The following is an 18,306-nucleotide window of genomic DNA, read 5'->3' on the forward strand; positions in this document are numbered from 1 at the left end:
TAATGTGAGAATATCGCGCAACAAGGCATTCTAAGAACAAGAATATTGGCCGAGGCTCTCGTCATCATGAAAAATCAGAACATCAGCCATTTTCGTGACATCCACGTCCACGCCGCCACCGTCCAGGAGTGGAACCAGGACTACAACCAGCTAACCGCCGGTACGGCCGAGAGTTCGCTCATCCAGTTGACGACGGGGCGTTGCCACGTATTCCGCGAGCAGATCAACCAGCGCGTGGTGCAGCATGGCGTGGCCCCCCGAGGCAAGATGTGCTTTGCCGTGCCGATCACCGTCCCGGGTTCGATTCGGATGCAGGGTCGAGAGGTGGACGAGAGCAGCCTGTTCTTTCTTCATGGCGGTGAGGAGTTCATGTTCCACATGCCGATGGGCATGGAGCTGCTAGCCATTACCTTCGAACGCGAATTGTTCGAACAGGCGTTGGCGCAAACCGCGTCGGCCAAGGAAATCAGCCAGTTACTCCGTCAGCCAGTGATCAGGCTCCCCCCGCAACGCTACGCTGACGCTCGACGTCGGATGCTGGCTGCATTCTCCCAGGCGCTCTCGAACGAAGAACTCGACAATGGGCAGGACCGGGAGCTGGCATTTGAACAGGCCATGCTCGACGAGTTGCTGCAACTCATGACTGACCCGGCCTGTGACAAGCAGCAGCGTTCGCCAAGCTCCACGCGCAGCTTCATTGTCGAGAAATGCCATCGCCTGGCGACCGCGGAACTGAACAACGTGCCCAGCGTCGACGAGTTGTGCCAGCGACTCCAGGTGAGTCGACGTACCGTGCAGAACAGTTTCCGCTCGGTTGCCGAGACAACCCCGATCAATTACTTGCGCTCCGTGCGGCTCAACGGTGTACGCCGGACCTTGATGACCACCCAGGCGTCGCGTCTTTCGATCGGCGATGCCGCCGCCCAATGGGGTTTCTATCACCTCAGCCATTTTGCCGCGGAATATCAGGAACTGTTCGCCGAACTGCCGTCTCAAACCGCGCGTGCTGCCATCAGCGATTGCGTGCTTGCTTGAATATCTGCCTGCTGCACTGCGCACGGGCTGGCTTGATTTCACAAGGATGTAGAAACGATGAATAGCCTTCGGCGCCTGCTCAGAGTCTTCGACTTGTTTCGCCCTGAGCAGCCGGTCATCGATGTGGACATCATTTGCCAGGAGCTCGGCTACACGCCTGCCACCGCCTATCGTTATCTGCGCGAGCTCGGCGACGCGGGTTTCTTGAAGCGGTTGCCGCGCGGCTACGCACTCGGCCCTCGAATCGTCACGCTGGAACATCAGATGGCGAACTACGATCCGTTGCTGGCGTGCAGCCGGGACCTGGTCGACAGGTTGGTCGACGATACCGGCCTGGATGCGCTGGTCAGTGAGTGGCATGGCGATTCAGTGGTCAACGTGCTGATCCAGCGGGGTTCCGATGTCGGCCCGGTCGGTGGCGACAGGGGGCGGCCGATCGACCTTTTCCATAGCGCCACCTCGCGGGTCGTGTTGGCGTATCTGCTGCCGCGCCAGATCCGACGCATCTATGACACTCACGCGATCCCGTCCGGATTGTTGCACCTGGGGTTGGCGTGGAAGCCGTTCACCAAGAGCCTGCTCGCCATCCGCAAGCAGGGCTACTGTATCAGCGAAAGCGAGTTGCACCCGGGACGCAGTGGCGTTGCGGCGCCGATCTTCGACGAAAAACGGCGCGTCCTTGGAAGCATGACCCTGGTCGGGCGCAGTGAACGGTTCCGGGCGTTTCAACCGGGCTACCTGTGCGACCTGGTTACCGGCGCGGCATCGGAACTGACGGCACGTATCGCCTTGCAATGAGGGGGTAGGGGGGATGGATGATGACCCGCCCGGTTTTTTCCGAGCGCAGGTCTCTGGTTACCGATTTGGGATAGTGGGAGGTTCAGGGAGAGGCATAGGATCGAATCCAGCGTGCGACAAGAACAATAACGCTGTCCGGTGACGGTGAGCGGTTGACTGCATCGATCCTACAACACCTGCCTCATACAATAAGGTCAAGAAAACATGAGTGTACCTCTCCCGGTCAACAGCTCCACGGAGCTCAAGCGTGGGGCCCTGGGTGTCGGCTTCATCATCTTCTTCGTGGTTTCGGCGGCGAGCCCCTTGAGTGTCATCGCCGGCGGCTTTCCCATTGGCATCATGCTGGGCAACGGTGCCGGCACACCGGCGTTGCTGATCCTGGCCCTGCTGGTGTTACTGGCGTTCTCGGTCGGCTACACGACCATGTCCCGGCACGTCACCAACGCCGGCGGTTTCTATGCGTTCACCTCGCGCGGCCTGGGTGGCCTGGCCGGTGGCGCGGCGGGGGTGCTGGCGATGTTTGCCTACAACATCCTCCAGGTCGGCCTGTATGGCATGTTCGGTGGGGTGGTCAGCGGCACGATGGAAAGCGTGTTCGGCCTGGTGTTGCCTTGGTGGTCGTACTCGCTGATGGCGATGGCCAGCGTTGCGATTCTTGGCTATCGCAAGATCGACCTGTCGGCGCGGGTGTTGTCGGTCATTGTGATCGCCGAATATCTGGCGATCCTGCTCCTGGACTTCGCCATTCTCAGGACCGGCGGCGACAGTGGCATCAATCTCGACGCGTTTGCGGGCCGCCACGTGTTCAGCGGCACCCCGTCGATCGGCCTGCTGTTCTGTTTCGCCGCGTTCATCGGCTTCGAGGCCACCACCATCTACGGCGAAGAGGCCAAGAACCCGCAACGTACGATCCCGATTGCCACCTACTGTTCGGTCTTGCTGATCGGTGGGTTCTACGCGCTGTCGGTCTGGTCGATGGTGATTGGCGTCGGGGCGGACAAAATCGTCTCCACGCTTCAGGCCTTGCAGGACCCGACGACGTTTATCTATGGCATGTCCGATCACTTTGTCGGCCCGCACCTGACCCAGGTCATCCGCGTGCTGTTCATGGTCAGCATCTACGCCGGGCTGCTGGCGTTCCACAATGCCGCGGCCCGTTATTTCTACGCCATCGGGCGTGACGGCTTGCTGCACAGCCGGTTGGGGACCACCCATCGCGTCCATCAGAGCCCGCACATGGGCTCGGCGCTGCAGAGTTTGATCTCCGCCGTGGTCGTGCTGATTTTCGCCGCGATGGATGCCGATCCGATCCTGCAACTGTTCGCCTGGCTGTCCAACCTGGCGACGCTTTGCGTGATTTTGCTGATGGCGCTCACGTCCGCCGCGGTATGGGCCTTTGCCCGGCGCCACCCCGAGCTCAAGCTGGGGATCTGGCGTGGGCGGATTTTCCCGGGGTTCTCTTGCATCGCGCTACTGGCGGTCCTGTTTATCGCGGTGGTGCATTTCGATGTGCTGACGGGCGCGAGCAAGGCCTTGTCGTACGGCCTCTGCGCCATCATTCCCGCGGCCCTGCTGGCTGGCGTATTCCTCGCGGCGCGACTGCGCAAAGTAGCGCCGCAACGGTATCGGGTGTTGGGCAGTCACAAGCTATAGGCGCCTGCGCAGTATCGATGGCGCTTGACGAGGATAAAGCTAAGCTCATTGATTCCTGCGTTCCAGTGCCCCAGAGGTCGGTGTGCCAGGCTGGGCCGCAAATAGCAGAGGAGTCTTGCGATGACGCTTCCACGAGCGTTGGCATTCGATGTGTTCGGTACCGTGGTTGACTGGCATTCAGGCATCGCACGTGAGGCGAGTACATTCGTGTCGACCTACCTGCCCGCTGTCAGCCCCGCCGAATTTGCAATGCAATGGCGCCGGTTGTATGCGCCAGCGCTGCGCGAGTGCATCAAGGGGCATGGGGGCTTCGTCGTGCTGGACACATTGCACTACGAGACGCTGGTCCAGTTGTTGACAACTTACGACCTGGAAGTCGACCAGCTTGCCCCCGAGGCATTGCACGCGCTTGCCCATGCCTGGCGCCGCCTGGACCCGTGGCCTGACGTGGCCGAGGGCCTGGCCCTGCTGCGCCGGCGCTTTGCGGTGGTGACCTTGTCCAATGCCAATGTGGCCTTGATGATCGCCATGAACCGCTACAACGGTTTGCAGTGGGACGCGCTGCTGGGAGCGGAGTTTGCGCAAACCTATAAGCCGGATCCTGCGGCGTACCTGTCCACGGCCAGGGCACTGGACATCAAACCCAATGAACTCTGCCTGGTGGCCTGCCACCACAGCGACCTTGCGGCAGCCAGGGATTGCGGGCTGATGACGGCCTATATCGACCGGCCCATGGAATATGGCGGAGCGCCTGCACCCGATGCAGCCCAAGCCCAGGATTGGGACTGGCAGGCGGACAGTTTCATCGATCTTGATCGCAAGCTTCAGGTGATGTCTACCTGATCAAGCGGTGACTCAAGGGGAGGGAGCGGGTCCTTGAGTCCACATGCCCACAGCTCGAAGTCTCTACCTGTAGCGCGTTGCCCCCTCAGCGGGCGGCGCCATGGCGCACCACCTCAATGCGATCCTTCTCTTCGAAGACGAGGGCGAACCAATAGCCCTTTGGCTTCGCATGCGTCGTTGAATGCCTGACCGACGAAAGTATTTGATATATATCAACGCCACGGGTGCCCTGACAGAGGATGGTGGATCTACAACGAAGGTGCCCGTTGCAGCGGCAGATACGCCAGTGGCCCGCCGTGGCAGGCAGAGACAAACGTGCAAGTTCCATGGAGTCCGATCATGAGCCAGTATCAACGGTTATTGCTGATCATCAACCCGGCCCTGCGCCACTCCCATGCCTTGGGACACGCCGCGGCCCTGGCCAAGGCCTGCGGTGCGAGCTTGCACATCGCCGCCTTGATCCCTTCCTGGAAACTGTTGTCACTGCTTGAAGAAGGTGACCGGGAACAGGCGCGCGAAGGCTACCTGCAAGACCATCGCGATTGGCTCAAGAACCAGGCGAATCACCTGCGCGACACAGGCATCGACGTGACGACGGAGGTGACCTGGGCCGATGACATGCAGCAAGACATCCTCGATCACGTCGCCGAAATGCAGCCTGACCTGCTGATCAAGCAGGTGCGGCACGAATCAGCGTTCAAGCGGGCCTTTCTCACCCCGCTGGACTGGCGCTTGCTGCGGCACTGCCCGGTACCGGTGTACCTGCTGAGTGAAGGTGACCTGCCCTTGCCGCGCAAGGTCGTGGCGGCGGTCGATGCGTCCAATACCCTGGCGCAGGACAACGAGCTCAATGAGCGGATCATCCAACAGGCATGCGGGCTCGCCATCCAATGTGATGCCGAGTTGCACTTGCTGTACGCCTGCGACATCTCGATGGTGTACATGGGCGATATGGGCGGCGGCGGTCTAGCACTCTCGGACCTCGGCGCGCAGTTGCGCAAAGAACATGAAACATCCTTTTTCGACCTGGCTGACCGATATGGCGTGGCTGCTGAGCGACGTCATTTCATTGAAGGGCACCCAGTGGCGGTGTTGAGTGCGTTCGCTGATGAGCAGCATATGGATGTGATTGTGATGGGCAGGGTCCAGTCCCATGGCCTGGAGAAGCTTTTGGGCAGTACGACTGAACATACCCTCTACCAGGTGCCTTGCAGCGTTCTAGCCATCTAGCGCGGCCAGGATCGTCCATAACGAAAGCACTTATGCCGGGATCGTGCGCCTGGCCGAGGCGGCACGCCGTTCTCGCGCGCCTTTCGTACGCCTGGCTGACCGTTACGCACTGTTCTTCATCCATGCCCGCTTGCAGTCGATCGAGACGAACGGCCCCATCGATCCGCAACGCCTGCTTGGCCTCGCCGCTTCGCTCGCGCAGGCTTCAACGCATCCCATCTCCCAGGCCATCGTCGACGCGGCGCATCAGTGCAAACTGCCACTCTGCGTCCCGCAAGGGGTAGAGGAGAGTCCCGGTGCAGGGCTGTCTGGGCAGGTCGACGGGGGTAACGATGCGCCCATGACCGACTGGGCCACCACCATGCTGCGCCACATGGATTACCAGGCATGCAGCGCAAGCTTCATTGCAGTGGATGGCGAGCTCGCTGGCCTGCTGGTCTTCCTCGACACCGTTCGGCGCGAAACCCCGCAAACCCTGCGTCGACTGCGCAATAGAGGGATTGAACGGATCGTCATGCTCACCGGGGATCGCCTGGAAACTGCCGAAATGATTGCCCTGTCCGCCGGGATAGATGAACTGCGCGCCGGGTTGACCCCCGAGGACAAAGTGCAGGCTGTACAGCAGGGTTGCCAGCGCGCCAGCACATTGATGGTCGGTGATGGCATCAACGACGCCCCGCGTTGGCGGCGGCCAACGTTGGCGGTCGAGGCATTGGACATCGCCCGGCATACCCGTTTTATCGCCCGCCAAGGCGTGCTGGTGGGGATGGGAATGTCCTTGCTGGCCATGGCGCTGGCGGCCCTCGGTTATCTACCGCCGTTGATCGGTGCCGTGGTGCAGGAGGGCATCGATGTGGTGATCATCGTCAACGCCTTGCGCGCCTTGGGGCCGTTCTGGGCGCAGGGGAAAAGAAAGCTGGCCGCTGAGCATATTGATCACCTGCAAGCTGAACACCAGCAACTCGGTGCCCTACCGAGCGATCTGCATCGACTGGCCAACGACTTTGCCCGACGAGCGCCTGAGCAGGCGCGGACTGACCTGTCGGAGTTGGTCAACCACCTGCAGACCTCACTGGCGCAGCATGAGCGCGAAGATGAACAGACACTGTATCCACTGCTGGTGCGAAACATGACAGGTGAGGACCCGCTATCGGCCATGAGCCACGTCCACCGGGAGATTTTCCGCCTGATTCATTTGCTGGCGCGCATGAGTGACGACTTCAGTTGTGCCCCCGCCACGGCAACTGTCGATGTGATCCAGCATCAACTGATCCGCCTGGACACCTTGGTGCAACTGCACTTTGAACAAGAGGAGGAGCTGTTTCGTTATCTGGATTGGCGTTAGCGCTCAGGACCACTCCGGCGATGTAGGCCGGATCAGCACACCTCGCCATGGCCGTTACAAGGCAGGATCTCCTGCGCACGCCATTCCTTAATAAGCTGGCGCCGGTTACGACTGTAGCGCTCGACATGTACCTCCAGTTGAGCGATGTCATCCAAAGCAATCACTCGGAACTTATCGTCTGCCTCACACCAGGCCGCCAGGAAGCGCTTGGCGTCGATAAAGCCCAGCATAATCGGCCAGATAACTTGTTTGTCTACAGGGGCATTGGCCGTCGACAAAGTGATAAGCAGTTTGCGCTGGTCGCGCAAGGCAAAGCGGATTTCACTTAGGTCGATTGAAGTGCAGGGGGTGGCGTGGGCGCCTACGTAGAATGTTTCATCTTCGAAGGTGTGACGCATATCCAAAGGCAAGACGGCGTTAATTTTGGCCAAGGCGTTTTTCACGGCGAAGGCAAATTTATCGTCTGTCTGACGACTGACCCACTGAGCACCGACTACAAGTGCCTGTATTTCTTCTTCTGTGAATGAAAGCGGGGGTAGAAGAAATCCGGGCTTCAAAATATAACCCAACCCCGGCTCACCATCGATGTCCGCGCCCATTCCCTGCAATGTCAATACGTCGCGACGTATGGTGCGAAGTGACACCCCCAGCTCCTGGGCAAGTGTTCGCCCCGATACCGTCCTGCGATGTCGGCGAAGCACTTGCATCAGCTCAAACAATCGGTCACTTCTGGCCATTCCTACTCCATCTCGATCACGGCCTTGCCGCCGAGTTTTCGACCTTTTTCGAGTTCCCCGATCAGTTTTCCAGCATCGTTCAGGGAAACAGTTTCTGCTACCGGGATTCTGAAGCGATGCTCACTGGCGGCTTTTGCAAGCTTATCCAGGATTTCACCGCGCGGCGATCCGATAACGGGTTTGAGTCTGCGATCAAAAATAGCTCGAACAAACTTACCCAGGCCGGGGTTCAGGTCCAGAAACACGCCTCCTGCCCGCAACATCGCAACGCCTGTCGAAACCGATAGCGTTGCCGCCGTGTCGTAAACCACGTCGAATCGGGTGGAGATACTCGATGCCTGGGTGTTTCGATAATCATAAACGGTCTGCACACCCAATGACTTTGCTCGCTGGATGTCCTTGGCGCTGCAACTGCCCGAGACTACAGCGCCATGCATCAGCGCAATTTGTACGGCCGCTTCACCAACGGCTCCCGCACAACCATTGACGAAGACGTGCTGGCCCGCTTGAAGCTTAGCCTTGTCTATCAGACCGTTCCAGGCGGTTACACCAGGCGTACCCAGGCAGGCGGCATCCTCGAATGAAACGTCATCAGGCTTACCGGCTAAAAATGCCTCTTTTGTGATAACGGCTTGGCCAAACGCGCCGCTTTCTTTAAATCGGGCGAGTCCAAACACTGGATCTCCGACCTTAAACCGGGTGACCCCCGCGCCGACCGATACAACTGTGCCGGAGAAATCCATACCCATTGCGCGAGGGAATTTCCGACCGGTGACAATTTTCATTTGTCCGATGCGCAGCTTCCAGTCAATTGGATTGATTGCTGCAAACTTGACGCTCACACCGACCTCACCTTCGGCAGGGGAATCCAGCTCAAAGTCATCAATTCGCATGACCTCGGGCCCGCCATACTTGCTGTACTGAATGCGTTTCATGAACTGTCTCCAAACACCAGCATAAGATTAGGGTGATCACGGGCAGAATCTACAGAGCTTGGCGGACAGTTTTTGTCACCATTGATCAGCTAGCGGGCAGTTAGCACCGCCATGAGTGAATCCTAGAAAGCGACCGCCAGGGTTCCCGGGGGCAGCGACGCGTTATGGTGAGAGGACATCAGCGATTTTGCTACATGAATAAAGTGTGTTCACTGGGTATTAGCAAGCGCTGCTTTCTTGCTAAGCATTAATTGTCATCTTGAGCGCTACATAATCAGGATGAACTTTCCCCAATGTTCAATAGCGTTCTACTATAAAGTCTTCTTGTTTGCTGGAAATTAACTGCGTGTTGAATGGGTAATATCGAGCTATCGATATAGGCCGTATTGTTGCGCTGAACATAACCACTGTGCTGTCTTTAAATATGAGCATTCCAAATGACTATTGAAGCATCTCAGCTCAAGCCTGTACTTTTTGTGGTCACCAGTAATAGGTTGAAGGGGGCAACCGGAATTCCGACTGGCTTCAACTTGGCAGAGGTGACGCACCCGCTGGAAAAGCTGCAGACAGCGGGTATTCGTGTAGAGATTGCATCGATTCTGGGGGGCGCCGCGCCTCTGGACGGCCTGGAGGATATGACTGATCCGGTTATTGCTCGCTATTGGGCTGACAGCGATTTTCGCCATGCGTTGGCGAATACGTTAAACATCGGTGAGATAGACCCTTGGCGTTATTCTGCGATTTTTTTCGCCGGCGGCCACGGCACGATGTGGGATTTCCCCGACAACATCGCCGTACAAAACGCCATCCAGAAAATTGATGAGGCCGGTGGCATTGTTTCGGCGGTCTGTCATGGTCCGGCGGCCTTCGTCAACGCGCGCCGTGCCGATGGCACCTTGCTTTTGGCAGGCAAACGCTTGGCTGCGTTTACCGACGAAGAGGAAGAGGAGGTGCAGTCCACTCACGTCGTACCTTTCTTGCTCGCCACAACGCTCAAGTCACGCGGTGCATTGCATCAAAGCGCAGCCAATTGGGCTGATAACGTAGTTGTCGACGGTCGGCTCATTACTGGTCAGAACCCGCAATCAGCAGCGAGCTTGGGAGAAGCGCTGAGAGACGCATTGCTTGCATGATTGACCTCGAGTTTGGGCGTAGGAGCATTCATATGAAGTTAATTTGTGTCGAAGAACATGTCTTGAATCCCGCTATCGGTGCGGCAGCCCAGACGCTTGTGAGCGCAGAAGCCCCCTATCTCTCCGATTGGGGCAGCCGGGTAGTGGATGGCATAAGCACAGTGACTGACCCAAGCAGGCCTCATGTCATTGCGCCTAGCGAGTCTGCTCGCAAAGGGTTCGAGATGGGGGCATCACGCCTTGCTGATATGGATTCAGCCGGCATCGATATGCAAGTCCTCTCCTATGGTGGCTTCCCTCAACTGCTTCCAGCGCAAAAGGCCATTGATTTATGCCGCGCGGCGAACGACAAACTGGCGGACGCAGCGCATGCCAATCCGGAACGCTTCGCAGGTTTTGCCACACTTCCATGGCAGGCGCCGGAGGCGGCAGCGATCGAGTTGGAAAGGGCGGTGACAGAACTCGGCCTGAAAGGCGCGTTGATCAATGGTCGACCTGGCGAAACCTTTCTGGACGACCCGCGTTACACCCCGATACTCGATGCCTTCAATGAGTTGAATGTTGCGCTGTACCTCCATCCAGGCCTTCCGCTGCCCGCTGTACAAGCACCGTATTACGGTGGTTTTGAGCGCGAGCTCAGTGCTCGGCTATCCATGTTTGCGTGGGGGTGGCACAACGAAGCGGGGATCCAGGTAGTCCGTATGCTATTGGCGGGTGTATTCGACCGCTATCCCTCGCTGCAAGTGATCAGCGGCCATTGGGGAGAGATGGTGCCTTTTTTCCTGCAGCGACTTGAAGATTCGATTCCGCAAGAAGCTTCGGGTCTTAAACGGCCGATCGTTCAGACCTATCGTGAGCATGTGTATGTTTCGCCCAGCGGCATGCTGACCATCCCGCATTTTCAATTTATTTATTCGTTGATGGGGGCGGAACGCATCTTGTACTCCATCGATTATCCCTACCAGAGCCTGGACGGTGCGCGAGCATTTATTGAGAACCTGCCAATCAGAGAGGCAGAGAAAGCGCTGATTGCCCACGGCAACGCCGAGAGGCTGCTCAGGCTTTGAATCTGGCCTTGCCAATGCGCGCGTCAATGCCCGAAATCATCGAGGGTTTAAGATGTCTGCCAAACCTCCCGCCACCGACCCAATGCCTCAAGTTGATCATGGCGACAAGGCGCTCGCACCTCTTATTCGTATTGCCCAAATCCAGGTAGATCCCAAACAGCTGGAGCAATACCGGGAGGCTTCCAGGCGTATTGTGGAAGACTCGGTCGCCCAAGAGCCTGGCATCCTGGCTTTTTACGCATTGGAGCGACGCGATGTGCCCGGCAGCTTCTTCGTCGTGGAAATCTATTGCGATGACGAAGCGTATCGGGCGCATCTAGAGACGCAATCGTTCCAACACTACAAGTCGACGGTAGTGGGCATGGTCCAGTCTCTGGAGCTGATCGATACAGACGTTGTAGCGCTGGCAACGAAGCCGTTCAGCCTTGATCAAGTTTGACGAAGCGACCGCTTCCGGCCGCAGCGTATCCGAGTCAGCAGGGAATGCGTTTGGCATCCCCAGGAGCCTCTTCTTCACGCGTTCAAGGAGGCCATGTCGATGACGAAGCGATATTTGACGTCGCTCTTCAACATTCGCTCGTAAGCCTCGTTTATCTTTTGAATCGGGATTATTTCGATGTCGGAGACGATCCCGTTTTCGCCGCAGAAATCGAGCATTTGCTGGGTTTCTTTCACCCCGCCGATAAAAGAGCCTGTAATGGCTTTTCGACCGCTTACCAGCAAGCCCGCGTTTACAGATGTAGACAGTGGCCCCATATAACCCACTAGAACCAATACGCCTTCCAGCGCAAGGGTGGGTACGTAAGGATTGATGTCGTGATCGTAGGGCACGGTGTCGATGATCACGTCGAATTGGCCAGCCACAGCGCGCATCTGTTCTGGATCGCTCGATACCACGACATGGTCGGCGCCCAGTCGAAATGCATCGTCGGATTTTCCCTCGGACCGGGTGAGCAGACTGACATCTGCACCCAGTGCCTTTGCGAGCTTCAATGCCATATGACCGAGCCCGCCAAGGCCAATGACAGCGACCTTGCTGCCGACACCGACATTCCAGTGCAGCAGCGGTGACCACGTCGTGATACCTGCGCAAAGTAACGGGGCAGCCCCTGCTGGATCGAGGCCAGGGGGAAGGGACAGCACGAATTCTTCGCGTACTACGATGGCCTGCGAATACCCGCCAAAGGTCACGCTGCCATCGCGCCTGTCCTTGCTGTTGTAGGTAAAGGTCGATCCTTCCAGGCAGTTCTGTTCCCACCCGTGCAGGCAGGGCTGGCATTGCTGGCACGAGTCGACCATGCAACCCACCCCGACCAACTGGTCAACTCGGACGCGCGATACCTGTGCGCCGACTTGGCGTACACGGCCGATGATCTCGTGGCCTGGCACGATGGGGTAGGTGGTGAAGCCGCCATGGTTACGGGCCAGGTGCAAGTCGGTGTGGCACACGCCGCAATACAGAATATCGATGATCACATCGTCTTCTCGCAGGGCGCGTCTTGTGAGGGAAAACGGCTCAAGTGACGCTGTGGCCGAGTGAGCTGCGTAGCTCAATACGTTCATGTTGATAATCCTGTTCCGTAGGCGATCAGGCGAGTTGCGGGTCGAACAACGCTTCCCAATTCGTGAAGGGGCCCAGTGGGATTACTTCCCAGCCAATCAAGCCCGCGAGCGCAAGGGGGAATTCGGCAAGTGCGGTCCTGGCAGCTTCAATGGTTTCAAACTCGGCAATGATCGCAACACCCGGCCGATCCTGGCGGAAATAGATGTCACGGATGGCCCCGTCCTTGTAAAGCTTCCAGCTGTGACGGACTTCATCTTTCATGTAGGGCTCATACTGGGCCAAGGTAACGCCAGGCTGGGGAACGTCTAGGCAAAGCAGCTTCATGATCTGTGTCCTTAATCGATGATGGAGGGGTTAAACCGGTAGAAAACGAGCGGTAATTTGCGCTACGCGTCGCCCGAAATATTCGGCGGTGCGCAGGTCGCTGTCCGGTGGGGAGAGTTCGGGAGCTTGATCCGTATTGGCTTGGGTCATTACGCCCAGCCAACTGCCCAACCTGTTCAGGTCGGTGGTGGAGCCAGAGCTGCTGCTGTTACCTGGCATCAGGTCGAGTCCAACCCAGATCATTCCATGCTGGGCGGCGAACAGGGCCATCGACACCAGGGAGTTGAGCTTGTCTCCATGTTGAGCTCCGGAATTTGTGAAGCCGGCGGCAATCTTGTTGCGCCACTTCTGTTGAGTCCAGGCGGTCTTGGTGGAGTCTTCGAAAAACTGCTTCAGCTTCGCGCTGATAAGCCCGTTGTAAGTCGGGGAGCCAAAGATAATCTCGTCGCTGTTTTCAAGACGTTCCCAATCGGTAAACCCTTCGCCGACGGCAATAGCCTTGACGTCGCTTCCTTCAACTTGCAGCGCGCCATTGACCACGCGCTCTGCCACGCGCTCGGTATGTCCGTAGCCGCTGTCATACACGATCGTAATATTCATCTGCCGCCCTTGTTTGTGCGATGCGCCTGGCCAAAAAAACCAATAGCGACACGCTGCACGTTAAATGGGAGAAAGCATTTGTTGCTTGTTTCATGCTTACTATAAAGTAGAATTTTGATAACCATTGTTGGCTATTATTCTCGTTAATGGTTCCGATAACTCTACAGTCTGGGCGTTCTGAGGGCTTGCTATGCGGGATATGTTCGATGGTGTGCAATTGTTCGTTGAGGTGGTTGAAGCCGGCGGTTTTGCAAAGGCTGGCGAGCGGTTGTCACTCACGCGCTCAGCCGTCGGGAAGTCCATCGCGCGCCTGGAGGAGCGGCTGGGCGTCCAGCTTTTCAAGCGCACTACCAGGACCCAATGCATCACCGAACACGGTCAGCAGTATTACGAGCAGTGCGTTCGAGCAATAGAGGCGCTGCGCTCTGGCGAGATCATGCTGGAGACAGGTCGTAGGGAAGTGGTCGGTAAGTTGCGAGTGTCGCTTCCGGTGCTGTTCGGACGGTACTGCGTTGCACCGATTCTGCTAGGGTTTGCTCGCGAGCATCCAGGGCTGGAGATCGAACTCAGCTTCAGTGATCGCCAGATAGATCTCGTGTCCGACGGTTTCGACCTGGCAGTGCGCAGTGGCACTCTGGGGAATGGGGCTACATTGCGAGCACGCCGACTGGTCAGCCAACCCAAGTTACTGTGTGCTTCCCCTTTATACCTGACTCAACGTGGGACGCCGGAATCAATTGCAGATCTGTCGAGCCATGAATTGCTTCCCTATTGTCGCAACGGACAGGCGCTACCTTGGAGACTGCCCGACGCAGCCGGTGTTCTGGTCGAGGTTGCCGTGGGTACGCGGGTACGGCTGGATGATCTTGAAATCATCGCCGATGCCGCCGTCTCAGGTATGGGTATTGCCTGGCTTCCATACTGGCTGATTCGACAACGGATTCATCGCGGTGAGCTGGTCGAGATATGGGCCGATCGACCTCGGGCAGTGATGGAGTGCAACGTTGTCTGGCCAGACGCTCAACACCTTCCGTTACGCTCACGACTGGCAATCGACGTGCTTGCCCTTGAACTTCCCAAAAGCCTCGAAAGTCACGCTTCAAATAGCTCGGCATCGCACGCGCACTCATAACAGTTATCTGGTTCGCTCATGAGTGCTCATCGAGCGCGCGCTGTAGCATGACTTCGCTAATAGCCATCAGAGACATATGAATGCGGATTTCAATCCTGTACGCCCCTGTTGTCATGAGTTGTCTTTGGCTGGGCTCAGTGTCCGCCGCGGAGCCGACAGAAAAGGTCGTGCGTATTGCACAACTTGTGATTGATCCGGCTCAACTGGCGGCCTACCAAGTTGCAGTCAAAGAGGAAATGGCCGAGTCCATTCGTATTGAGCCGGGTGTGCTGGCTATTTATTCGGTCGCGGAAAAAGACCACTCCAATCGGCTGCACTTCTTCGAAATCTATGCAGATGAGGCGGCGTATCGAAACCATATTGCCTCCGCACATTTCCAGAAGTACGTGACAACGACCCAGTCGATGATCATGTCCAGAGTGTTAATCGAAACCGATCCGGTTCAACTCAGCACTCAACCCGGTCGATGATCGATTTTCCGTAGGTGGCTGGTCGGTACGCGATTCTCACGCTGAGCAAACTGGTTTTTCAATGGAGGATAGTGATGAAAAATGTGAAGGTGATGGCTGTTGCAATGGTGGGCCTGGCTTTTTTTGCGGCAGGTAGCGGCCGGGTAATCGCATCAGAAGTCCCGTCGGCAACACCCCCAGCCTATTATGTAGCCGAGTTTGAGGTGACCGATCCTGAGGGAATGAAGCCTTACAGTGCACAGGTTGAGGCAACCTTCAAACCCTATGGCGGGCATTTCATTGTCCGTGGCGGCGAGACTATTTCGCTTGAGGGTGTGGCGCCAAAGCGTCGCCGTGTTGTCATTGAGTTTGCGAGCCTCGGAAAAGCCCAGGCTTGGTATAACTCTGTGGAGTACACCCAATTGCGGAAAATTCGCCAGCGTTCAGCCAGGACAGATGTCTATTTGATCGAGGGGGTATCGGCACAATAGTTAAGGAGTTACACGCATGCTGCGCGAGAACGCGAACGACCTACTGGTCTTCATTGCAGTGGCTCGAGAAAGAAGTTTCACGAAAGCGGCTGCACAGCTTCGCGTCTCTCAATCGGCGATGAGCCATACCATCAAGGCGTTCGAAGAAAGGTTAGGGCTGAGGCTTCTGACCCGCACCACGCGCAATGTCACATTGACCGATGCCGGACAGGCGCTTTACGACAGCATGAGCCCTCACTTCGAGGCTATGGAGGTCAATTTCCAGGCACTGTTGGGGCTTCGAGAAAAGCCAGCCGGCACGATACGGATCACCGCAGCGGACTTCAGCTTTCATACGGTGCTATGGCCAGTGCTGGAAACGTTTCTGGCTCGATACCCGGACATCAACGTAGAGGTGAACTGTGACTATCGCCTGGTCGACATCGTTGCCGACCGTTATGACGCAGGCGTCCGGTATGGCGATACTGTGGGGGAGGGGATGATCGCTACACGGATTGCTCCTGACATGCGCATGGCCGTTGTAGCGACGCCAGACTACTTCGCGGCACATGTGCCTCCTGGTGAACCCCACGAGCTTGTCCGCCATAACTGCATCAACATGCGATTCCCCACTCACGGTGGTATCTACACTTGGGAGTTCGAAAAAGAAGGTGTCATCAAGAATGTTCAGGTCAGTGGGCAACTCGTCGTCAATGGCGTGTATCAGACACTTGATGCCTGCCGGAGCGGGGTTGGGTTGGGTTATTTGCCGGAAACACTTGTGCAGCAGCACATCGACACGGGTGACTTGATTCGCGTGTTGCAAGACTGGTGTCCGCCGTTCGCCGGATTTCACCTGTATTACCCCAGTCGCCTTCAATCTTCACCGGCGTTCAGCCTTTTGGTTGAAGCACTACGCTATCCCCGGCGCGTCCAGGGGGGCGAAGATTGAATACCGTCGTGCTGTCACTCATCACTGTCTCCAGCTCAACCAGTGGACTGCGCAGCGTGACTATTGCCAAACACAGCAATTGGTTGTGGTCGGCCAATCAACTCGATAATGTATAGGCTGTCGAAAGAGTGCTGGCCGGATGGTAGCCCGGTCGCCGTTCCACCGAACGGCAACTCCTCCCCCTTAGGGTATCCGCGACACCAAGCCCGGCTTGCCGGTTGCGAAGGTGTGTCCGCTGATTACCTTACGATCGCCGACACCCCTTCCTTAATTAATATGGAAGGAAGACGACGATGAAACTCACCTGCAATACCATTCTGATTACTGGCGGCGCAACAGGCATAGGCTTGGCGCTTGCGAAGCGCTTTTCCAGCGAAGGCAATCAGGTCATTATCTGCGGCCGCAACGAGGCCAGTTTGCAGCAGGCGAAGGCCGAAGTGCCGACGCTGATCACTCACACCTGCGACGTGGCCGACGCGATCAGCCGCCGTACAATGGTTCAGTGGTTGAAGACCCACCATCCGGCGCTGAATGTCCTGATCAACAATGCCGGCATTCAGGCGCGTCGCGATTTCACCACCGATCCTGCAATGGAAAGCCTGGATCAGGAGGTGGCTATCAATTTCACCGCGCCGATCCATCTGATCGCTGACTTGCTGCCTGTGCTCAAGCAACAGGCCCAAGCCTATGTCATCAACGTCAGCTCGGGATTGGCCTTCTCACCCATGGCCGACGTACCGGTCTACTGCGCGACCAAGGCTGCGATCCATTCCTTTACGCTCAGCCTGCGGCACCAACTGAAGACGACAGGCATCCGAGTGATCGAGATCGCCCCACCGATTGTCGATACCGGTCTTGGCGGTGGCACCCGCAGTGAAGGCACTGTCAATCACGCGATGATGGTCACCCCTGACGACTTTGCCAAGCAGGCGCTTGAACAGCTAGCCGAAGGCAAGGATGAAGTGTTGATAGGTGTTTCGGCCAAGACACGCGAGCTTGGAGAAGCCATGTTCGAAAGAATGAACAGCCATGGCTGATTCGCACCGAAGACAGCTGTGAGCGATCGCGGCTGCTTGTCGACTCCAGGTCGCGGCCAGGCTCATGCTGGCCCCGACAACAAAATCGAATACGAACTTGGAGAGTATGCTCATGACAATTCTTGTCGTCGGTGCAGCGGGCGAAACCGCAGGCTTGGTCATTCCAGCCCTTATTGAGCGCGGGACCGTCGTCCGCGGGCTTGTCCGTAAGCCTGAACAGATCCCGCGGGCAAAGGCCCGGGGCGCAGCTGAAGTCATGATCGGGGATCTCACAGATCCCGAAAGCCTCGATGCTGCCCTGGTTGGTATTGAGGGCGTGTTCCACATAGGTCCCGTATTCGCGCCGCACGAGGTACAAATGGGTCTGAACATGATTCAAGCCGCGCAGCGCGCTGGAGTGGAGACGTTCGTGTTTTCGTCGGTGATTCACCCCATCCTCGACCTGCCCAACCATGCCGCCAAGGCGCCAGTGGAACGCGCGCTGGTGAGTTCCAAGATGAAGTACACGATCTTGCATCCGACCATGCTGTTTCAGAACTACGCCCAGTCTTGGGGGAAAATTCTGGAGGGGGGGATTCTTGCTGAACCTTGGGCCCCCAAAACTCGCTTCAGCCGTGTGGACTATCGCGACGTTGCCGAAGTGGCGGCCATTGCGTTGACTGAGGATCGACTGGCATACGGTACCTTCGAACTGTGCGCGCCAGGCATCCAGTCTCGCTCCGAAGTCGCCGCGATACTGAGTGAGGTCCTTGGACAAAATATCGGGGTGGGTACGATCGACCGCGCAATGCTCACTGATTCGCCGAGAGATATGATCAGCATGTTCGCGCACTATGATCATGCAGGTCTGCTCGGCAGCGCATTGCCCCTGCGGACGATCCTCGGTCGTGAGCCGCGCACGTTGCGGGCGTACTTTGAAGAACTGGCCCGCCAATAGTACATTCCTGCGAAAGCCGGATTTCATTAATTACCCCACCTCGCTGCTATAAAGTGACTTTCGCT

General features: G+C 57.4%; 19 protein-coding genes and 1 pseudogene. 15 read left to right on the forward strand and 5 right to left on the reverse strand.

Annotated elements, in window-relative coordinates; genetic code table 11:
- Positions 1-66: 66 nt before the first annotated feature.
- The 6 genes and pseudogenes from AB4O22_RS10240 to AB4O22_RS10265 all read left to right on the forward strand — a co-directional run.
- Positions 67-1,035: a helix-turn-helix domain-containing protein gene (locus tag AB4O22_RS10240; RefSeq protein ID WP_223473259.1), complete on the forward strand. Its 969-nt coding sequence runs from the start codon at positions 67-69 to the stop codon at positions 1,033-1,035.
- Positions 1,036-1,092: 57 nt separating this feature from the next.
- A complete protein-coding gene (locus AB4O22_RS10245) occupies positions 1,093-1,833 on the forward strand; it encodes an IclR family transcriptional regulator (RefSeq protein ID WP_223473260.1) in 741 nt (246 codons plus the stop codon).
- Positions 1,834-2,037: 204 nt separating this feature from the next.
- Positions 2,038-3,486 carry an APC family permease gene (locus tag AB4O22_RS10250; protein WP_223473261.1) on the forward strand — a complete coding sequence of 483 codons (1,449 nt, stop codon included), beginning with the start codon at positions 2,038-2,040 and terminating at the stop codon, positions 3,484-3,486.
- A 120-nt stretch (positions 3,487-3,606) separates the two neighbouring features.
- Positions 3,607-4,329: a haloacid dehalogenase type II gene (locus AB4O22_RS10255; RefSeq protein ID WP_460096201.1), complete on the forward strand. Its 723-nt coding sequence runs from the start codon at positions 3,607-3,609 to the stop codon at positions 4,327-4,329.
- A gap of 339 nt (positions 4,330-4,668) precedes the next feature.
- Positions 4,669-5,559, forward strand: a complete 891-nt coding sequence (locus AB4O22_RS10260; protein ID WP_223473263.1) for a universal stress protein — start codon at positions 4,669-4,671, stop codon at positions 5,557-5,559.
- 22 nt (positions 5,560-5,581) lie between these two features.
- Positions 5,582-6,904: pseudogene (locus tag AB4O22_RS10265) on the forward strand (heavy metal translocating P-type ATPase); the annotation flags it as partial.
- Between the two features lie 32 nt (positions 6,905-6,936).
- Here AB4O22_RS10265 and AB4O22_RS10270 read toward each other — a convergent pair.
- Together AB4O22_RS10270 and AB4O22_RS10275 are read right to left on the reverse strand one after the other, a co-directional pair.
- On the reverse strand, positions 6,937-7,641 hold the full coding sequence (locus tag AB4O22_RS10270) for a helix-turn-helix transcriptional regulator (protein ID WP_039012114.1): 705 nt from the start codon (positions 7,639-7,641) through the stop codon (positions 6,937-6,939).
- Between the two features lie 2 nt (positions 7,642-7,643).
- On the reverse strand, positions 7,644-8,576 hold the full coding sequence (locus tag AB4O22_RS10275) for an NAD(P)-dependent alcohol dehydrogenase (RefSeq protein WP_223473264.1): 933 nt from the start codon (positions 8,574-8,576) through the stop codon (positions 7,644-7,646).
- Positions 8,577-9,013: 437 nt separating this feature from the next.
- Between AB4O22_RS10275 and AB4O22_RS10280 the strand changes: the two genes are divergently transcribed.
- Genes AB4O22_RS10280 through AB4O22_RS10290 form a run of 3 tightly spaced genes read left to right on the forward strand, consistent with a single transcriptional unit; the run spans position 9,014 to position 11,215 of the window.
- Entirely contained in the window at positions 9,014-9,709 is a 696-nt protein-coding gene (locus tag AB4O22_RS10280) for a type 1 glutamine amidotransferase domain-containing protein (RefSeq protein WP_223473265.1), read from the forward strand.
- Positions 9,710-9,741: 32 nt separating this feature from the next.
- On the forward strand, positions 9,742-10,776 hold the full coding sequence (locus AB4O22_RS10285; protein WP_223473266.1) for an amidohydrolase family protein: 1,035 nt from the start codon (positions 9,742-9,744) through the stop codon (positions 10,774-10,776).
- A gap of 52 nt (positions 10,777-10,828) precedes the next feature.
- A complete protein-coding gene (locus AB4O22_RS10290) occupies positions 10,829-11,215 on the forward strand; it encodes a putative quinol monooxygenase (RefSeq protein WP_052239522.1) in 387 nt (128 codons plus the stop codon).
- Positions 11,216-11,289: 74 nt separating this feature from the next.
- Here AB4O22_RS10290 and AB4O22_RS10295 read toward each other — a convergent pair whose 3' ends face one another.
- The 3 genes from AB4O22_RS10295 to AB4O22_RS10305 all read right to left on the reverse strand — a co-directional run bounded on the left by AB4O22_RS10295 (position 11,290) and on the right by AB4O22_RS10305 (position 13,264).
- On the reverse strand, positions 11,290-12,339 hold the full coding sequence (locus tag AB4O22_RS10295; protein ID WP_460096203.1) for an NAD(P)-dependent alcohol dehydrogenase: 1,050 nt from the start codon (positions 12,337-12,339) through the stop codon (positions 11,290-11,292).
- A 25-nt stretch (positions 12,340-12,364) separates the two neighbouring features.
- Positions 12,365-12,601 (reverse strand): superoxide dismutase, encoded by a 237-nt coding sequence (locus AB4O22_RS10300; RefSeq protein ID WP_235395273.1) that lies wholly within the window; start codon positions 12,599-12,601, stop codon positions 12,365-12,367.
- Between the two features lie 93 nt (positions 12,602-12,694).
- Positions 12,695-13,264 (reverse strand): flavodoxin family protein, encoded by a 570-nt coding sequence (locus AB4O22_RS10305; RefSeq protein WP_460096204.1) that lies wholly within the window; start codon positions 13,262-13,264, stop codon positions 12,695-12,697.
- A 190-nt stretch (positions 13,265-13,454) separates the two neighbouring features.
- On the opposite strand from AB4O22_RS10305, the gene AB4O22_RS10310 reads away from it, so the two are divergent.
- From AB4O22_RS10310 to AB4O22_RS10335, 6 genes are all read left to right on the forward strand, one after another.
- Complete coding sequence (locus AB4O22_RS10310; protein WP_052239521.1) at positions 13,455-14,396, forward strand: LysR family transcriptional regulator; 942 nt, start codon at positions 13,455-13,457, stop codon at positions 14,394-14,396.
- Between the two features lie 80 nt (positions 14,397-14,476).
- The gene (locus AB4O22_RS10315) at positions 14,477-14,866 is read left to right on the forward strand and encodes a putative quinol monooxygenase (RefSeq protein WP_039012101.1); all 390 of its coding nucleotides are present in this window, start codon (positions 14,477-14,479) and stop codon (positions 14,864-14,866) included.
- A gap of 74 nt (positions 14,867-14,940) precedes the next feature.
- A complete protein-coding gene (locus AB4O22_RS10320; protein WP_223473269.1) occupies positions 14,941-15,336 on the forward strand; it encodes a DUF1330 domain-containing protein in 396 nt (131 codons plus the stop codon).
- A gap of 16 nt (positions 15,337-15,352) precedes the next feature.
- A complete protein-coding gene (locus AB4O22_RS10325) occupies positions 15,353-16,267 on the forward strand; it encodes a LysR family transcriptional regulator (protein ID WP_223473270.1) in 915 nt (304 codons plus the stop codon).
- A 293-nt stretch (positions 16,268-16,560) separates the two neighbouring features.
- Positions 16,561-17,304: an SDR family oxidoreductase gene (locus AB4O22_RS10330; protein ID WP_460096205.1), complete on the forward strand. Its 744-nt coding sequence runs from the start codon at positions 16,561-16,563 to the stop codon at positions 17,302-17,304.
- A gap of 112 nt (positions 17,305-17,416) precedes the next feature.
- Complete coding sequence (locus AB4O22_RS10335) at positions 17,417-18,241, forward strand: NmrA/HSCARG family protein (RefSeq protein ID WP_223473272.1); 825 nt, start codon at positions 17,417-17,419, stop codon at positions 18,239-18,241.
- Positions 18,242-18,306: the final 65 nt, after the last annotated feature.

This window comes from Pseudomonas sp. S3_B11 (assembly GCF_054667715.1).